The organism is Streptomyces sp. NPDC007983 (assembly GCF_042958345.1).
Classification (GTDB): Bacteria; Actinomycetota; Actinomycetes; order Streptomycetales; family Streptomycetaceae; genus Streptomyces.
Genome location: NZ_JBIBJI010000002.1, coordinates 601309 through 615385 on the forward strand (window position 1 = coordinate 601309; position 14077 = coordinate 615385).

The following is a 14077-nucleotide window of genomic DNA, read 5'->3' on the forward strand; positions in this document are numbered from 1 at the left end:
CCCTCCAGGGTTCTTCAGCTGTGCGGCATCCTTCGATGGCTCAAGTCTGCTGGACGCCGCATGATCGGTCACGGGGGCCGCGCCCCGTTCGAGGGGTACACCCAACACCACCCCGGGCCTCGCCCTATGCCTCGGGGATTCGGGTGTTGACCGGCTGGGGCGGGAACGCGCCTTTTTCTAGCGTCTAGGACATGACCGATCCGGTCCGTATCCAGTACGCATCCCCAGTGGGAGAGACGCCATGAGCGCAACGAGGCGAGGCCTGGCCGTGCGGCTCGGCGGGTGGAGCACCCGTCACCGCAAGTCCGCGATCATCGGATGGCTGCTGTTCGTGGTCGTCGTCGCAGTCGTCGGCGGCATGTCCGGATCCCGGCAGATGACGAATTCCGAGAACGGCGCGGGCGACTCCGCACGCGCCCAGAAGATCCTCGAGGACGCCGGGCTCACCACACCGGCCGGCGAGATGGTGATGCTGCGCAGCGCGGACCCGGACGGCTGGCGGTCCGCGGCCCGCGACCTCGCCGGCCGGCTGGAGAAGACCGGCGAGACCGCGCGTGTCCAGCCGCCGGTGCGCTCGGCCAGTGGCCGTGAGGGGCTGGTCACCTTCCAGATGAAGGGCGATCCGGACACCGCGGGGGAGCGGGTGAAGCCCGTCCTGGACGCGGTGGCGGCGACCGGGTCCGCGCACCAAGGGATCACCGTCCATGAGTTCGGCGACGCCACCGCCCAGCACGAGCTGGACGGGATGCTGAAGGACGACTTCAAGAAGGCCGAATTCACGGCCGTGCCGCTGGCGCTGGGCATCCTGCTGGTGGTCTTCGGGGCGCTGGTCGCGGCCCTGCTGCCGGTGCTGCTCGGGGTGACCGCCTGCATCGGTACCTTCGGGCTGCTGGCCCTGGTCAGCCACAAGCTGCCGCTGTACGACTCCACCAACTCCGTGATGTTCCTGGTCGGGCTGGCCGTCGGCGTCGACTACTGCCTGTTCTACCTGCGGCGCGAGCGGGACGAGCGGGCCGCGGGCCGGGACCCGCAGACCGCGCTGCGCATCGCCGCGGAGACCAGCGGCCGGGCGGTGCTGGTCTCGGGGATCACGGTCATGCTGGCGATGTCGGGCATGTTCCTGTCCGGGCTGATGCTGTTCCAGGGCTTCGCGGTCGCCACCCTGCTGGTCGTCCTGATGGCGATGCTGGGGTCGGTGACGGTCCTGCCCGCCACGCTGTCCTGGCTCGGCGACCGGGTCGACAAGGGACGGGTGCCGCTGCTCAACCGCCGCCGCAAGCAGGGCGTCCAGGCGAGCGGCGGGATCTCCGGCACGCTCATGAAGCCGGTGCTGGCCCGGCCGAAGCTGTTCGCCGCCATCTCGGCCGCCCTGCTGCTGGTGCTGTGCGCCCCGGCGCTCGGGATGAAGACCGAAAACCTCGGCATGGAGCAGCAGTTCGGCTCGGACGCCCCGCTGACGGTGGCGTACAAGGAGATCACCGGCGCGTTCCCGGGCGGCCCGGCCCCGGCCGAGGTCGTGCTGCGGGCCGACGACATCTCCTCGCCCCGCTTCGGCGCGGCCGTCACTGACTTCAAGAAGCAGCTGGCCGACTCCGGCCGGTTCGGCAAGGCCGTCGACGTCGATCTGCACCCCCGGCAGGGCGTGGCCCGTATCGAGGTGCCGCTCGCGGGCAACGGCGAGAACGCGGAGTCGCGGCGGGCGCTGGACACCCTGCGCGACGACCTGGTGCCGGACGTCCTCGGACCGGTGTCCGACGAGGCCTACGTGGGGGGCGAACTCGCCGAGAGCCGCGACTTCACCGACCAGCTGAAGACCGACATCGCACCGGTCTTCCTCTTCATCGCCGCGGTCACCTTCCTGCTCATGCTGGTGTGCTTCCGGTCGCTGCCGATCGCGATCGTGTCGATCCTGCTCAACCTGCTGTCGGTGGGCGCCGCGTACGGCACCATGACCGCCGTCTTCCAGCACGGCTGGGGCGCGGAACTGATGGGCATGGAACCGGCCGGGGCGATCGAGTCGTGGATGCCGCTGTTCGTCCTCGTCATCCTCTTCGGGCTGTCGATGGACTACCACGTCTTCGTGGTCTCGCGGATCCGCGAGGCGCACGAGCGGGGCCTGACGACGCGGGACGCGATCCGCGAGGGCATCCGTACGACGGCGGGCTCGGTCACCGGGGCGGCCACCATCATGGTCGCGGTGTTCGCGGTCCTGGCGCTGCTGCGGATGCAGGACATGCAGCAGATGGGCGTCGGGCTCGCGGTCGCGGTGCTGGTGGACGCCACCCTCGTACGGATGCTGCTGCTGCCCTCGCTGATGGCGCTGCTCGGCGAGCGCACCTGGTACCTGCCGCGCGCGCTGCGGTGGCTGCCGAACGTCAGCCACGGCGACGCTCCGACCGCCGAGGAGTCCCGCCCGCTGGTGGGCGCCGAACGCTGACCGCCGATCGCGGGAGCGCCGTACGGGCCGAGCCGTGGCCCGTACGGCGCTCTTCGCCGCCGCGCTACGCGGTCGGGACGTACTTGTAGCCCACGCGCCGCACCGTCACGATCGAGGCCCGGTGCTCCGCGCCCAACTTGCGGCGCAGCCGGGCCACATGGACGTCCACGGTCCGGCCGTCGCCGACGTGTCCGTACCCCCACACCGTCGTCACCAGCTGATCGCGGGTGTGCACCCGGTGCGGATGGGCGACGAGATGGGCCAGCAGCTCGAACTCCAGATAGGTGAGGTCGAGCGGACGCCCCGCGACCCGCACGGTCCGCTGCTCGGGGTCGATGCTCACCGGCCCGTCGTCGATGGTGAGCGGGTCGGGCGCGGCGGGTGTGGGCGCGGCGGGTGTGGTGGCCGCGGCGGTGGCCGCGGCGGCCCGGGGCCGGTGCTGGTCGGCCGGGACCAGCACCAGGTAGCCGATCATCGGCGGCTGCCCGGGGAGGGCGGGGACGGTGTGCGGGGGAGCGGGCAGCCAGGTGGCGCCGGGGTGCAGCAGGTCGTCGACCGGGGGCACCTCGTCCCGGGCGACGGCTCGTAGCCGCTGGCGGGCGGTGAGCGGGGCCCGCCCTGGCACGGCGGTGGCCGCGGGGCCGGTGGCCGGGGAGGCGGAGAGGGCACGGACGTTCGTCATGTTCGTCATGGGAGTCAGCTCTTTCGCGCTGAGGGGCGTCGGTGGACGTCATGCGCGCGGGCTGGGCCGGGGAACCGGACCGGGGAGAACGATGCCCCGGAGCCGGGCGGCGGGCTGAGCGGCCGGTGGGGCGGCGTCAGCAGCCGAGCGAGCGGGCCCGCGCAACGGATGCGCGGCAACACTCGCGGTCGAAGTGGTGCGCCTGCCGGGACGGCCAGAACGGCTCGAGGTCGAGACGACCCGTCGCGGCGTTGATGAGGCTGACCATGCCCCCTATTGAAGCAGAAGAACGCGCCGGGGCGCTCGGTTCCGGGGCAGCAGGGTGCGACGATGCCCACTCCACCTCGCAGAGCCGATGAGGAGCCCTCTCATGCCGCACATCGTCGTCGAATACTCCGACACCCTGGCCGACGCCTTCGACCGCCAGGGCTTCGGCACCGCCCTGCATCCGGTCGTCGCCAAGACCATCGACACCGCGGTGGCCGGGTGCAAGACCCGGTTCCGCCGGGTCGAGGAGGCCGTGCTCGCGGACGGGGCGCATCATCTCGCCATGATCCACATCGAGGTGGCGATCCTGTCCGGCCGGGACGCCGGGACCAAGGCGGAGCTGTCCCGTGCCGTGCTGGACGTCGCCCGCGCCCATGTGGCGCCGGTGCCGGGCCTGACCGTGCAGACCACCGTGAACATCACCGACCTGGACCGCGCCTGGTACGCGAAGGACGAGCAGGTCCACCCCGGCTGACCGCCCTCGCGGATTCGTGGCGGACCGGTGGACAGCGGCCTCAAACAGACATCTACCTATAAAGCAAGGCGAGGCGCACAATGGTGGTGCGGTGATATTGCCGCACTGCGCGGTCAGACTTGCATGGAACGAAGGAGGCGAGTCGTATGGCCGACGTCTCACGTACCCGAGGTGATCTCAAGGGCCACCCCGACGTGTCCGAGATGCGTGAGCGCTTCGCTCGCATGATGGACGCGCGGGACGTTGTGTTCCTCGACGGGCCGGTGCTGCTCGCCGGTCTGTACTTCGCCATCTCCCCCTGGGTGGTGCACTTCTCGAGCACCAGCCCCAACCTCATGGTCAACAACCTCATCCTCGGCGTGGCCATCGCCCTGCTCGGTATCGGCCTCACATCGGCGCCGAGGAGGATGTACAGCCTGTGCTGGGCCATGTCCGCGATCGGTGTATGGATGATCATTTCTCCCTGGGTCGTTGCCAGGGGGCCGGATGCCGGAATGATCTGGAACAACGTGCTCGTCGGCGCCCTCACCTGCCTGTTCGGCCTGATCGCCGCAGGCGTGGTGATGCGGAAGGGACGGGAGACCTGACCGAGAGCTGAACGACACGGAATCAGACGCCACGAGTCACAACGGACAGGGCCGCCGGCCGCACTCCCCTTCGCGGGGGTGCGGCCGGCGGCCTTGACGGTGTGGGGGCGTCAGCCGATCGGCTCCGGCATCGGGACCACGTCGTAGGAGCATTCGATGATGTCGCCGGTGGCCGGATCGCCCAGCTCCACCCGCCAGCGGTCGGCGAACTGGTCGACACCGTCCGTCATCGGGATCGTCCCGGAGATCAGCACCGTGCCCGGCACCAGGCCGCCGCGCTCGCGCAGCACCTCGACCCAGTACGCGGGCGGCAGCAGCTCGGCCAGGGTGCCGCTCTGCAGCTCGGTCTCCTTGCCGTCATGGGTGACCCAGGCCCGCAGGGTCAGCTCGTCCAGCCGCGCGGCCACGTCCGCCAGGCGCCAGGCGCGGGCGGCGAGCACATCGGGCCCGGCGTTCTTGCTCCAGGCCACGCCGTGGACCTCGAGCTCCCGGTCGGTGTGGTCGCAGGCGGCGGTGAGCAGCAGCTCCCCGTCCTCGGCCACGATCAGCGCCCACTCCGCCTCGCCCGAGGTGCGGCCGTGCTGGACGCTGACCCGGCCGGTCTGCTGGGCGAGATAGGGCGCGACGGGGTAGAGGGCGGGCGTCACGCTGGGGGCGGGAACGCCCAGCTCGGCGAGTTCGGCCACATGGGCGGCCACATCCTCCTGGCTGCGCCCGGCGTAGCCCGCGTTGAGCACCTGGACGACCTCCACCTGCCGGGTGGAGCCGTCGGGAAGTGCGAAGGTCAGGGCGGGGCGGGGGGACTGCGGGGGCTGCGTCGTCATGGGGCGGGCTCTCCAGATCGCGAGGAACTTCCCTCAAGGGGGTTGCGCATACGCTTGGTATACAACAAGTATGCCGGAAGCCGTGCATCGCGCAACCACCCCGCACGGATCCACCGGCACTTCCATCCACCGATCACCCAGCACCGACACGCAGCCACCGATCACGCACCCACCCCCGCACCACCCAGAGGACGGACCATGCAGCGCACCTCCACGAGCGCACCAGAGCCGCGGGCGGACGGATCCGCGGTCCGCCGCGCCTTCGTCGCCAGCCTGACCGGAACCGCCCTGGAGTGGTACGACTTCGCCGTCTACTCCGCCGCCGCGGCGCTGGTCTTCGGCGACCTCTTCTTCCCCTCCAAGGACCCGTTCACCGGCACCCTCCTGGCGTTCTCCACCTACGCCGTCGGCTATGTCTCCCGCCCGCTGGGCGGGTTCGTCTTCGGCCGCCTCGGAGACGTGATCGGCCGGAAGAAGGTGCTCATCGCGACCCTGGTGCTCATCGGCGCCGCGACCCTGCTGATCGGGCTGCTGCCCACCTACGCCACGGTCGGCGTCGCGGCCCCCGCCGCCCTGGTGCTGCTGCGCTTCGCCCAGGGCGTCGGCGTGGGCGGCGAGTGGGGCGGCGCGGTGCTGCTGTCCAGCGAGTACGGCGATCCACGGCGGCGCGGCTTCTACGCCTCGGCCGCGCAGGTCGGTCCGCCGGCGGGCAATCTGCTCGCCAACGGCGTGCTCGCGGGGCTCGGCGCCACGCTGACGGAGGACCAGTTCCTGTCCTGGGGCTGGCGGGTGGCGTTCCTCCTCTCCGGTGTGCTGGTGGTGTTCGGGCTGTGGGTCCGCGCCAAGCTGGAGGAGACCCCGGTCTTCCGGGCCATGGAGGCCGCGCAGGACCGCCCCGAGGCGCCGGTGCGCGAGGTGTTCACCTCCCAGCCCCGGGCGCTGACCGCGGCGATCCTCTGCCGCATCGCCCCCGATGTGCTGTACGCGATGTTCACCGTCTTCGTGCTCACCTACGCCACCGGGGAGCTGGGCATGTCGCGCGGTTCCGCGCTGACCGCCGTCCTCATCGGCTCCTCCCTCCAGATCTTCCTGATCCCGCTGGCCGGGGCGCTCTCCGACCGCGTCAACCGGCGGTGGCTGTACGGTGTCTCCGCCGTCGCCGCGGGCGTCTGGCCCTTCGTCTTCTTCCCGCTGGTCGCGGGCGGGAGCTGGGCGCTGCTCACGCTGGGCGTGATCGTGGCGCTGGTGATCCATTCGCTGATGTACGGGCCGCAGGCGGCCTTCATCGCCGAGCAGTTCTCGCCGCGGCTGCGCTACACGGGCTCCTCTCTCGCGTACACCCTCGCCGGAGTCGTCGGCGGGGCGGTCGCGCCGCTGCTGTTCACGACGCTGCTGGGGACGTATCGCGCCTGGCTGCCGCTGGCGCTCTACATCGCGCTCACGGCGGTGGCCACGGTCGCCGGGCTGTGGCTGGGCCGGGACGCGGCGCCCGCCGAGGACGAGGAGCCGGACGGTGTGGCCGCACCGCACCACTCGTCCGCCGCGATCGGCTGACGCACCACCCCCGGAACGGGCGGTCCCGCCCCGCCCGGGGCATCATCGCCAGGTCACCCACCGCGCCAACCAGGGAAGGCAGTACACACCCCATGCGCATCGCACTGAGCCAGATCACCACCGGCCCGGATCCGAAGGCGAACCTCGTCACCCTGCGCGAACATGCCCTGCGCGCGGCGGCGGACGGCGCCCGGCTCGTGGTCTTCCCGGAAGCCGCCATGGCGTGCTTCGGCACCCGGCTGGGACCGCTCGCCGAACCGCTGGACGGCCCCTGGGCCACCGAGATCCGGCGGATCGCGCGGGACGCCGGGCTGGTGGTCGTGGCGGGCATGTTCACCCCGGCCCCGGACGGGCGGGTCACCAACACCCTGCTGGCCACCGGCCCCGGTGTCGAGGCCTCCTACGACAAGATCCATCTGTATGACGCCTTCGGCTTCGCGGAGTCCAAGACCGTGGCCCCCGGCTCTCAGGTGGTGACCTTCGAGCTGGACGGCGTCCGGATCGGCCTCGCCACCTGCTACGACGTGCGCTTCCCGGAGCTGTTCCGGGCGCACGCCGACGCGGGCGCGGTGCTGTCGCTGCTTCCGGCCTCCTGGGGCGCGGGCCCCGGCAAGCGTGAGCAGTGGGAGCTGCTGACCCGGGCGCGGGCGCTGGACGCCACCGTGTGGCTGGCCGCCGTGGGGCAGGCCGACCCGGCGGCGGGCGGTGCCGAAGCCCCCTCGACCAGTGCCCCCACCGGCATCGGATACAGCGCCCTGGTCGGCCCCGACGGGACGGTGCGCGAGCGGCTGGAGGCGGCGCCCGGCCTGCTGGTGGCGGACGTCGTCACCGAGGAGGTCGCCGCGGTGCGGCGCACGGTGTCCGTCCTGGCCAACCGCAGGCTGGGAACCCGCGCATGAGCGGGCGGGCCAAGCCTGAGCTCGAATTCCACCGCCCCTCGGGCGCCTGGCAGGTGCCCGAGGGGGCGGCCCCGGGGGTCCGGGAGCAGACCCTCGCCGCGGACGGGAGCGGTGCGCGTCGCACCGCGCTCGTCCGGTGGGAGCCGGGCACGGACACCTCGGGGTCCGGAGTCGTCCGCCATGACTTCTGGGAGGAGGTCTATCTGATCGAGGGCGGCATGCGCGACCTGACGCTGGGGCGGACCTTTTCGCAGGGGGACTACGCGTGCCGCCCGCCCGGCATGCCCCATGGCCCGTGGATCTCCGACGACGGGGTGACGATGCTGGTGATCACTTATCCGGACACCGATTCGGCGGCCGATCCGGAAGCCGGTCCGGAGGCCCCGGCCGGGGCCTGAGGCGGCCGGGGCCGCGGCGGCCCGGGGCTGTGGTGCTCCCGCCGGGCCGGGGGCCGAGGCGTCCCGGGACCGGCGCGGTCCCGGGGAGCGGCTCACCCCGCGAGCAGCACCTTGAGCGTCGACTCCAGATGGCCGCTGATCGCGGTGCGCGCCGCCTCCGGGTCGCCGGAGGCCACCGCGTCCAGGATCGCCTGGTGCTCGGCGAGCACCGCCTCCTGGCGGCCGATCCGGTTGTACAACGCCACCACCCCGGCCCGGATCTGGCGGCTGCGCAGCCCCTCGTAGTGCCGGTTGAGGAGTTCGTTGCCCACCGCGGCGACCATGGTCGCGTGGAAGAGATGGTCCACGGCGATGAACTCCTTGGCGTGCTCGGGTCCGCTGAGCCCGCGCTGCCGCTCCAGCAGCTCCGTCAGCTTCTCGACCGGCACCTTCCGTTGCTCGATGGCCGTCTCCGCGGCATGGCGCTCGACGATCCCGCGCAACTCCATCAGCTCGGTGATCTCCCGGCCGGACAGCGGCGCGATGTGCGCACCCCGCTTGGGCACCAACTGCACCAGATCCTCGGCCGCGAGCAGCAGCAGGGCCTCGCGGATGGGGGTCCGCGAGATGCCGATCCGGTCGGCGATCTCCTGCTCGGTGAGGAACCTGCCCTGCATGTCGGGATCGGTCAGCACGGTCTCCTTGAGGAACGCGTACGCCTTTTCTCGTCCGGACTGCACTGGGCCCATGCCTCCTCGCATACCACTCGTATACGAAAATTATCACGGCGAGGAGGGCCCGGAGCCCGGTACTCATGAGGTCTCGCCGGTCACGAGGACGACCTTGCCCGTGACCGCGCCGGACTCCGCCAGCCGCATCGCCCGCGCGGCCTCGGCGAGCGGGATGCGCGCGGCCACCTGAGCGGTGAGCTCACCGCTCGCCAGCAGCGCGAACACCTGGCCCAGATCCTCACGCGTCCGCGCCTGGTAGGCGGCGCGCCGCCGCCTGCCCGCCCACAGGTTGTAGAAGTGCGCCCTCCGGCCGTTGGGCAGCAGATTCCACAGCACGAGCCGGGCGAACAGCTTCAGGACCGGCGCCCGGGACGAGCCCGGCACGTCCCGGGTGGCCGCCGTGCCGTACGAGACGAGCGTGCCGCCACGGGCCAGCAGCCGGAACGACTCCACGATGCCCTCGCCCCCGACGTGGTCGAACACCGCGTCCACCCCGCCGGGCGCCAACGCGCGCACCCGCGCGGCCAGATCCGGGTCGCGGTAGTCGACGGGGGTGGCGCCCAGCGCCCGCACCGCGTCGTGGTGGCGGGGCGACGCGGTGCCGATGACCGCGATACCGGCGCGGCGGGCGAGCTGGACCAGGGTGGAGCCCACCCCGCCGTTGGCCCCGTGGACCAGCACCGTCATCCCGGCCCGGGCCCCGGCCACCCGGTGCAGCATCTGCCATGCCGTGATCCCGTTGACCACCACCGTCTCGGCCTCGGCCGCGCCCACCCCGTCCGGCACCGCGACCAGATCGCCCGCGTCGGCCACCACATGGCTGGCCCATCCGCCGATCTTGGTCAGCACGGCGAACCGGCGGCCGCGCAGCGCCGGATCCACGCCCGCGCCCGTCGCGGCGACCCTGCCCACCAGGTCGTAGCCCGGCACGAAGGGGAACGGCGGCTGGTCGTAGTACTTGCCGCGGCGCATCTGCTGCTCGGCGAAGGAGACCCCGGACGCCTCGACGGCCACCAGCACCCGGCCGGGGCCGGGCTCGGGCACCGGGCCGGTGCGGAGCCGCAGCCCCTCCGGTTCCACCGGACCGGGCAGGACGACTTCGGTGAGTGACGACATGGCGGTTGCCCCGCTTCTCGTGAGGTCTTCTATCGACTGTGAGAACTTCTAACGAAACAATGAACCTGTTACCCTCGATGTGTCAAGCCCCGTTTTTCCGGTCCGCACGAGGTCGGCAACGAGGTCCGCACGAGAAGGGAAGGGCGCGCCCATGGCCACAGCACGGCGAGAGCGCTACCGGCAGCAGACCCGGGAGGAGGCCAAGGCCGTGGCCCTGACCCAGCTCGCCGAGTCGGGCACGGCGGGCATCTCGGTGAACGCGATCGCGAAGGCGATGGGCATGACCGGCCCCGCGCTCTACCGCTACTTCGCGGGCCGGGACGAGCTGCTGACCGAGCTGATCACCGACGCCTACCGCGAACTGGCCGCGGTGGCCGTCGCGGCCGCCGAAGCCGCCGACGGCGCGGCCCCCGCCGACCGCTTCCGCGCCCTCGCCCACGCGCTGCGCGACTGGGCGAAGCAGCAGCCCGACCGCTATCTGCTCATCTACGGCACCCCGGTGCCCGGTTACCAGGCGCCGCCCGAGACCACCGAGAGCGCGGGCACCCTGATGCGCACCATCCTCGACGCCTGCGCCGCCCTGGACCGCGCCGCCGCCCCGACCCCCCTCGAGGCCGAGCTGGCGCGGCAGCTGGAGGGCGTTCCCCCCTGGGCCCCGGGGCCGGAGCCGGACGGCGAGCTGAAGAGCCGCGCCCTGGCCACCTGGACCCGGCTGCACGGGGTGATCAGCCTTGAAGTGCAGGGCCAGTTCAGCGGGATGGGCTTCGACCCGGCGGCGCTCTTCGAGGCCGAGATCGGCGCCCTCGTACGCGGTGCGTAAGCGGCGCGCACGGCGCACACTGGAAGCACGCCCACCGGTGACCGGAGGTCGCGATGGAGTCCGCCGCCGAATTCGATGTCGTCGTGGAGATCCCCGAGGGGTCCCGCAACAAGTACGAGATGGACCATGAGACCGGTCGGATCCGGCTGGACCGGATGCTGTTCACCGCCACCAAATACCCGGCCGACTACGGCTACATCGACCACACCCTCGGCCGCGACGGCGATCCGCTCGACGCCCTGGTCACCGTCGGCGAGCCCACCTTCCCCGGCTGTGTGATCCTCTGCCGGGCCATAGGGATGTACTGCATGCGCGACGAGAAGGGGCCGGACGAGAAGATCCTCTGCGTGCCCGCCCACGATCCGCGCTATGTGGACGTCCAGGACATCGACGACGTGCCCGAGTTCGACCGTATGGAGATCACCCACTTCTTCGACGTCTACAAGGACCTCGAACCCGGCAAGTCCGTCGAGGGATCCCACTGGGAGGGCCGCGAGCGGGCGTACGCCGAGATCGCCGCCTCCCGCGCCCGCGCCGCCTGAGGCCCGCGCCGTAAGCGGCCTACGTGGCTTCGCCGCGCGGGGCGGGCACTCCGCGGTCGTTCTGCAGCTCCCACAACTCCCGGAACAGGCCCGGCGATCGGGTCAGCTCCTCGAACGTGCCCTGCTGGATCACCCGCCCGCGGTCCAGCACCACGATGCGGTCGGCCACCGCCACGTTCGCCAGCCGGTGCGTGACCAGGACGACCGCGCGGTCCCGCGCCATCCGCCGCAGCCCGGCGAAGATCCGGTGCTCGGCGCGCGCGTCCAGGGCGCTGGTGGGCTCGTCCATCACCAGCAGCCCGGCGGGCCGGTGGAACGCGCGGGCCAGCGCGATCCGTTGCCACTGTCCGCCGGACAGCTCCACCCCGCCCCACCACTGCCGGGCCAGCAGCGTGTCCAGCCCGCTGCGCAGCCCGTCGACCACCTCATGCGCCCCGGAGTGGACCGCCGCCGACCGGACCGCCTCGTCCCCGCCGTGCGGCTGCCCGAGGGTGATGTTGTCGCGCGCGGACAGCGGCCAGTGGGCGTAGTCCTGCGGCACGACCGCCGTGTGCCGCCACATCGCCTGCGGGTCCAGCTCAGCGGTGCTCGTACCGTCCCAGGTCACCGCGCCCCCCGTGGGCAGATACAGCCCCGTCAGCAGCTTGCTCAGGGTGGTCTTGCCGGAGCCGTTCTCCCCGACCAGCGCCAGCACTTCGCCGCGCCGCACCTCCAGACTCACCTCGGCCAGCGCCGGAGCCTCGGCCTCCGGGTAGGCGTACGTCAGCCCCTCGGCACGGATCACCCGCGGTACGTCCGGCGCCCGGCTGCCGCGCCGCATCCGGTGCCCGCCCGCCTCCTCGATGAACTCCGCCCAGTCGTCCAGGTACAGCCCCGTACGGAACAGCCGCGTCCCGTACCCGACCATCCCCTGCAACGACGCGCCCACCGTCCGCAGCGCGAACACCGCCGTCCCCGCCGAGGCCACCGACATCCGACCGGACCCCAGCAGCAGCGCCAGCGACGCCCACACCAGCCCCGACGCGAAACCCCCGGCGAGCGCCCCCGCCACCGCGTACCGGGCGCCCCGGTGCACCGCCTTGTCCGTCGCGGCGTCCACCCGCGCGCCGATCGCCCGGTACCGCTCCAGGAGGAACGACGCCATGGTGCCCGAGCGCAGCTGATCGGCGATGTCCTTGTCCACCATGTACCAGCGCAGCAGCCCGAGCGTGCGCCGGTCCGCGCTCATCGCCCGGCTCGTCTCGTACTGCACCCGCGCGCCCTTCATCCCCGCGATCCCCTGCGGCAGCGCGGCCAGCAGCAACAGCGGCAGCAGCGCCGGATGCAGCACGGTCACCACCCCGGCCGCCGCGACCAGCGAGGACAGACACGCCATCAGCTGCTGCGACTCGACGATCAGATCCTGCGCGACCTCCGCGCCCCGGTCCGCCGCGTCCCACTTGTCGTTGAACCCGGGATTGTCGTACGCCGCCAGCTCCGCGTTGATCGCCGCGTCCAGCATCTGGGTCTCGGCCTCCCGCGAGATCCGCGGCGACAGCCTGCTGGAGACGTTCGACACCGCGATCCCCAGCAGCGCCCGCAACCCCGCCGCCCCGGCCAGCACCGCGATCGACGGCAGCGCCTCCCGCAGCCGCTCGCCGATGTGCCCGGAGGAGATGAGCGCCGTGATGGTGCCGGTGGTCGCCAGCAGCCCGAACGCCTCGAAGAACCCCGCGAGCGCCTGGCACAGCAGCAGCGTCACGACCGCCTTGCGGTCCACCCGCCAGGCCAACCCCAGGGAGCGGCGCACCAGTTGCGGCAGGCGGCGGGCCATGGCCCGGGTGGTGATCGTCTCCAGGGCCACCGGCGTGGGCGGCCTGAACCGCAACTCCTCAGCGGCTCTGTCGGGTTGCGCTGCCGGTTGATCGGCCGGTTGGTCGGCGGTCTGCGACGCTGCCACGGATCCCCCTGACGGTGTGGTCCAGCACGGCGGTGCCGGTCACCTTGCCGCAAAGCCTCACCGGCCGCAGGCGTACGACGGAGGTCCACACGATCGGGGAACGCTCGCGAAGCGGCCCCCGTCAACCCTGACCATCGTCCAGGTCCCGCCCTGCCGTTCGGCCCGAGCCCCCGGCCTGCGTCGCTCCTACGTTCGGGGCCATGGATACGCACTCGCACCCCATCCCCCGGCTCCTGTGGTCCGCGGCGCTGCTCGCCGCGGGCGCGGGGGCGGTCGTTCGGCTCGCCCCGGGCGGGCTGGGGGACCCCGGCCCCGTCGAGGTCGAAGGCGGAGCCTCGGCATCCGCGTACCGCGCGCTGACCGGAGCGGTGGCCGACGTTCCGGCCGCGCTCCTGGAAGCGGCGAGCGAGGGCACCGTGGCCGTCCTCGGGCTGCTGCTGGCCGTATTGGGGTGGACGGCGCTGCGCCGCAAGGACGCGCGCGGCATCGCCGGGACCGCCGTGGCCGGCCTGGGCACCGTCGCCGCGTACGCGCTCAGCGAGGCCCTGAAGCTGGTGGTGGACGAGGAACGGCCCTGCCGTGCGGTGCGCGGAGCCGCCGCGATCGCCGACTGCCCAGCGGCGGGGGACTGGTCGTTCCCCAGCAACCACGCCACCCTGGCCGCCGCCCTCGCCGTCGGCACAGCCGTCCTGCGGCCGCGCTGGGCCGCCCTGGCCCTTCCGACGGCAGTGGCCGCGGCGCTGCTGCGCGTCCTGGCCGGGGTGCACTATCCGCACGACGTGCTCGCCGGGGCGATCCTGGGCGGGTGCCTCGTGGCGGCCGCGCTG

14 protein-coding genes and 1 pseudogene are annotated in these 14077 nt (G+C 72.5%); 9 read left to right on the plus strand and 6 right to left on the minus strand.

Going from position 1 to position 14077, the window contains the following annotated elements:
* The first annotated feature begins 241 nt into the window (after positions 1-241).
* Complete coding sequence (locus ACFZCY_RS07080) at positions 242-2437, plus strand: MMPL family transporter (RefSeq protein ID WP_391170002.1); 2196 nt, start codon at positions 242-244, stop codon at positions 2435-2437.
* Between the two features lie 64 nt (positions 2438-2501).
* Here ACFZCY_RS07080 and ACFZCY_RS07085 read toward each other — a convergent pair whose 3' ends face one another.
* Both ACFZCY_RS07085 and ACFZCY_RS07090 read right to left on the minus strand, forming a co-directional pair.
* Positions 2502-3119, minus strand: a complete 618-nt coding sequence (locus tag ACFZCY_RS07085) for a winged helix-turn-helix domain-containing protein (RefSeq protein WP_391170409.1) — start codon at positions 3117-3119, stop codon at positions 2502-2504.
* A gap of 136 nt (positions 3120-3255) precedes the next feature.
* The gene (locus ACFZCY_RS07090) at positions 3256-3387 is read right to left on the minus strand and encodes a hypothetical protein (protein ID WP_257231808.1); all 132 of its coding nucleotides are present in this window, start codon (positions 3385-3387) and stop codon (positions 3256-3258) included.
* 102 nt (positions 3388-3489) lie between these two features.
* Here ACFZCY_RS07090 and ACFZCY_RS07095 point away from each other — a divergent pair, with 102 nt between their 5' ends.
* Together ACFZCY_RS07095 and ACFZCY_RS07100 are read left to right on the plus strand one after the other, a co-directional pair.
* Positions 3490-3861: a 5-carboxymethyl-2-hydroxymuconate Delta-isomerase gene (locus tag ACFZCY_RS07095; RefSeq protein ID WP_391170003.1), complete on the plus strand. Its 372-nt coding sequence runs from the start codon at positions 3490-3492 to the stop codon at positions 3859-3861.
* Positions 3862-4007: 146 nt separating this feature from the next.
* Positions 4008-4448 (plus strand): SPW repeat protein, encoded by a 441-nt coding sequence (locus tag ACFZCY_RS07100; RefSeq protein WP_391170004.1) that lies wholly within the window; start codon positions 4008-4010, stop codon positions 4446-4448.
* A 110-nt stretch (positions 4449-4558) separates the two neighbouring features.
* Here the strand turns inward: ACFZCY_RS07100 and ACFZCY_RS07105 are convergent, their stop codons facing one another.
* Positions 4559-5272, minus strand: coding sequence for a DUF2848 family protein (locus ACFZCY_RS07105; RefSeq protein ID WP_391170005.1), 714 nt, complete (start codon positions 5270-5272; stop codon positions 4559-4561).
* Between the two features lie 198 nt (positions 5273-5470).
* Here ACFZCY_RS07105 and ACFZCY_RS07110 point away from each other — a divergent pair, with 198 nt between their 5' ends.
* The 3 genes from ACFZCY_RS07110 (at position 5471) to ACFZCY_RS07120 (ending at position 8123) form a co-directional block, all read left to right on the plus strand.
* Positions 5471-6826, plus strand: coding sequence for an MFS transporter (locus tag ACFZCY_RS07110; RefSeq protein ID WP_391170006.1), 1356 nt, complete (start codon positions 5471-5473; stop codon positions 6824-6826).
* Between the two features lie 92 nt (positions 6827-6918).
* Positions 6919-7725: a nitrilase-related carbon-nitrogen hydrolase gene (locus tag ACFZCY_RS07115; protein ID WP_391170007.1), complete on the plus strand. Its 807-nt coding sequence runs from the start codon at positions 6919-6921 to the stop codon at positions 7723-7725.
* Entirely contained in the window at positions 7722-8123 is a 402-nt protein-coding gene (locus tag ACFZCY_RS07120; protein ID WP_391170008.1) for a cupin domain-containing protein, read from the plus strand. Before ACFZCY_RS07115 ends, ACFZCY_RS07120 begins: the two co-directional genes overlap by 4 nt.
* 92 nt (positions 8124-8215) lie before the next feature.
* On the opposite strand, the gene ACFZCY_RS07125 is transcribed toward ACFZCY_RS07120, so the two are convergent.
* A complete protein-coding gene (locus ACFZCY_RS07125; RefSeq protein ID WP_391170009.1) occupies positions 8216-8842 on the minus strand; it encodes an FCD domain-containing protein in 627 nt (208 codons plus the stop codon).
* Positions 8843-8914: 72 nt separating this feature from the next.
* Positions 8915-9949 (minus strand): zinc-binding dehydrogenase, encoded by a 1035-nt coding sequence (locus ACFZCY_RS07130; RefSeq protein ID WP_391170010.1) that lies wholly within the window; start codon positions 9947-9949, stop codon positions 8915-8917.
* 151 nt (positions 9950-10100) lie between these two features.
* Between ACFZCY_RS07130 and ACFZCY_RS07135 the strand changes: the two genes are divergently transcribed.
* Together ACFZCY_RS07135 and ACFZCY_RS07140 are read left to right on the plus strand one after the other, a co-directional pair.
* Positions 10101-10769: a WHG domain-containing protein gene (locus tag ACFZCY_RS07135; RefSeq protein WP_391170011.1), complete on the plus strand. Its 669-nt coding sequence runs from the start codon at positions 10101-10103 to the stop codon at positions 10767-10769.
* 53 nt (positions 10770-10822) lie between these two features.
* Complete coding sequence (locus ACFZCY_RS07140; protein ID WP_391170012.1) at positions 10823-11311, plus strand: inorganic diphosphatase; 489 nt, start codon at positions 10823-10825, stop codon at positions 11309-11311.
* Positions 11312-11330: 19 nt separating this feature from the next.
* Here the strand turns inward: ACFZCY_RS07140 and ACFZCY_RS07145 are convergent, their stop codons facing one another.
* Positions 11331-13250: an ATP-binding cassette domain-containing protein gene (locus ACFZCY_RS07145; RefSeq protein ID WP_391170013.1), complete on the minus strand. Its 1920-nt coding sequence runs from the start codon at positions 13248-13250 to the stop codon at positions 11331-11333.
* Between the two features lie 200 nt (positions 13251-13450).
* On the opposite strand from ACFZCY_RS07145, the pseudogene ACFZCY_RS07150 reads away from it, so the two are divergent.
* Positions 13451-14068: pseudogene (locus ACFZCY_RS07150) on the plus strand (phosphatase PAP2 family protein); the annotation flags it as partial.
* Between the last annotated feature and the right edge of the window lie 9 nt (positions 14069-14077).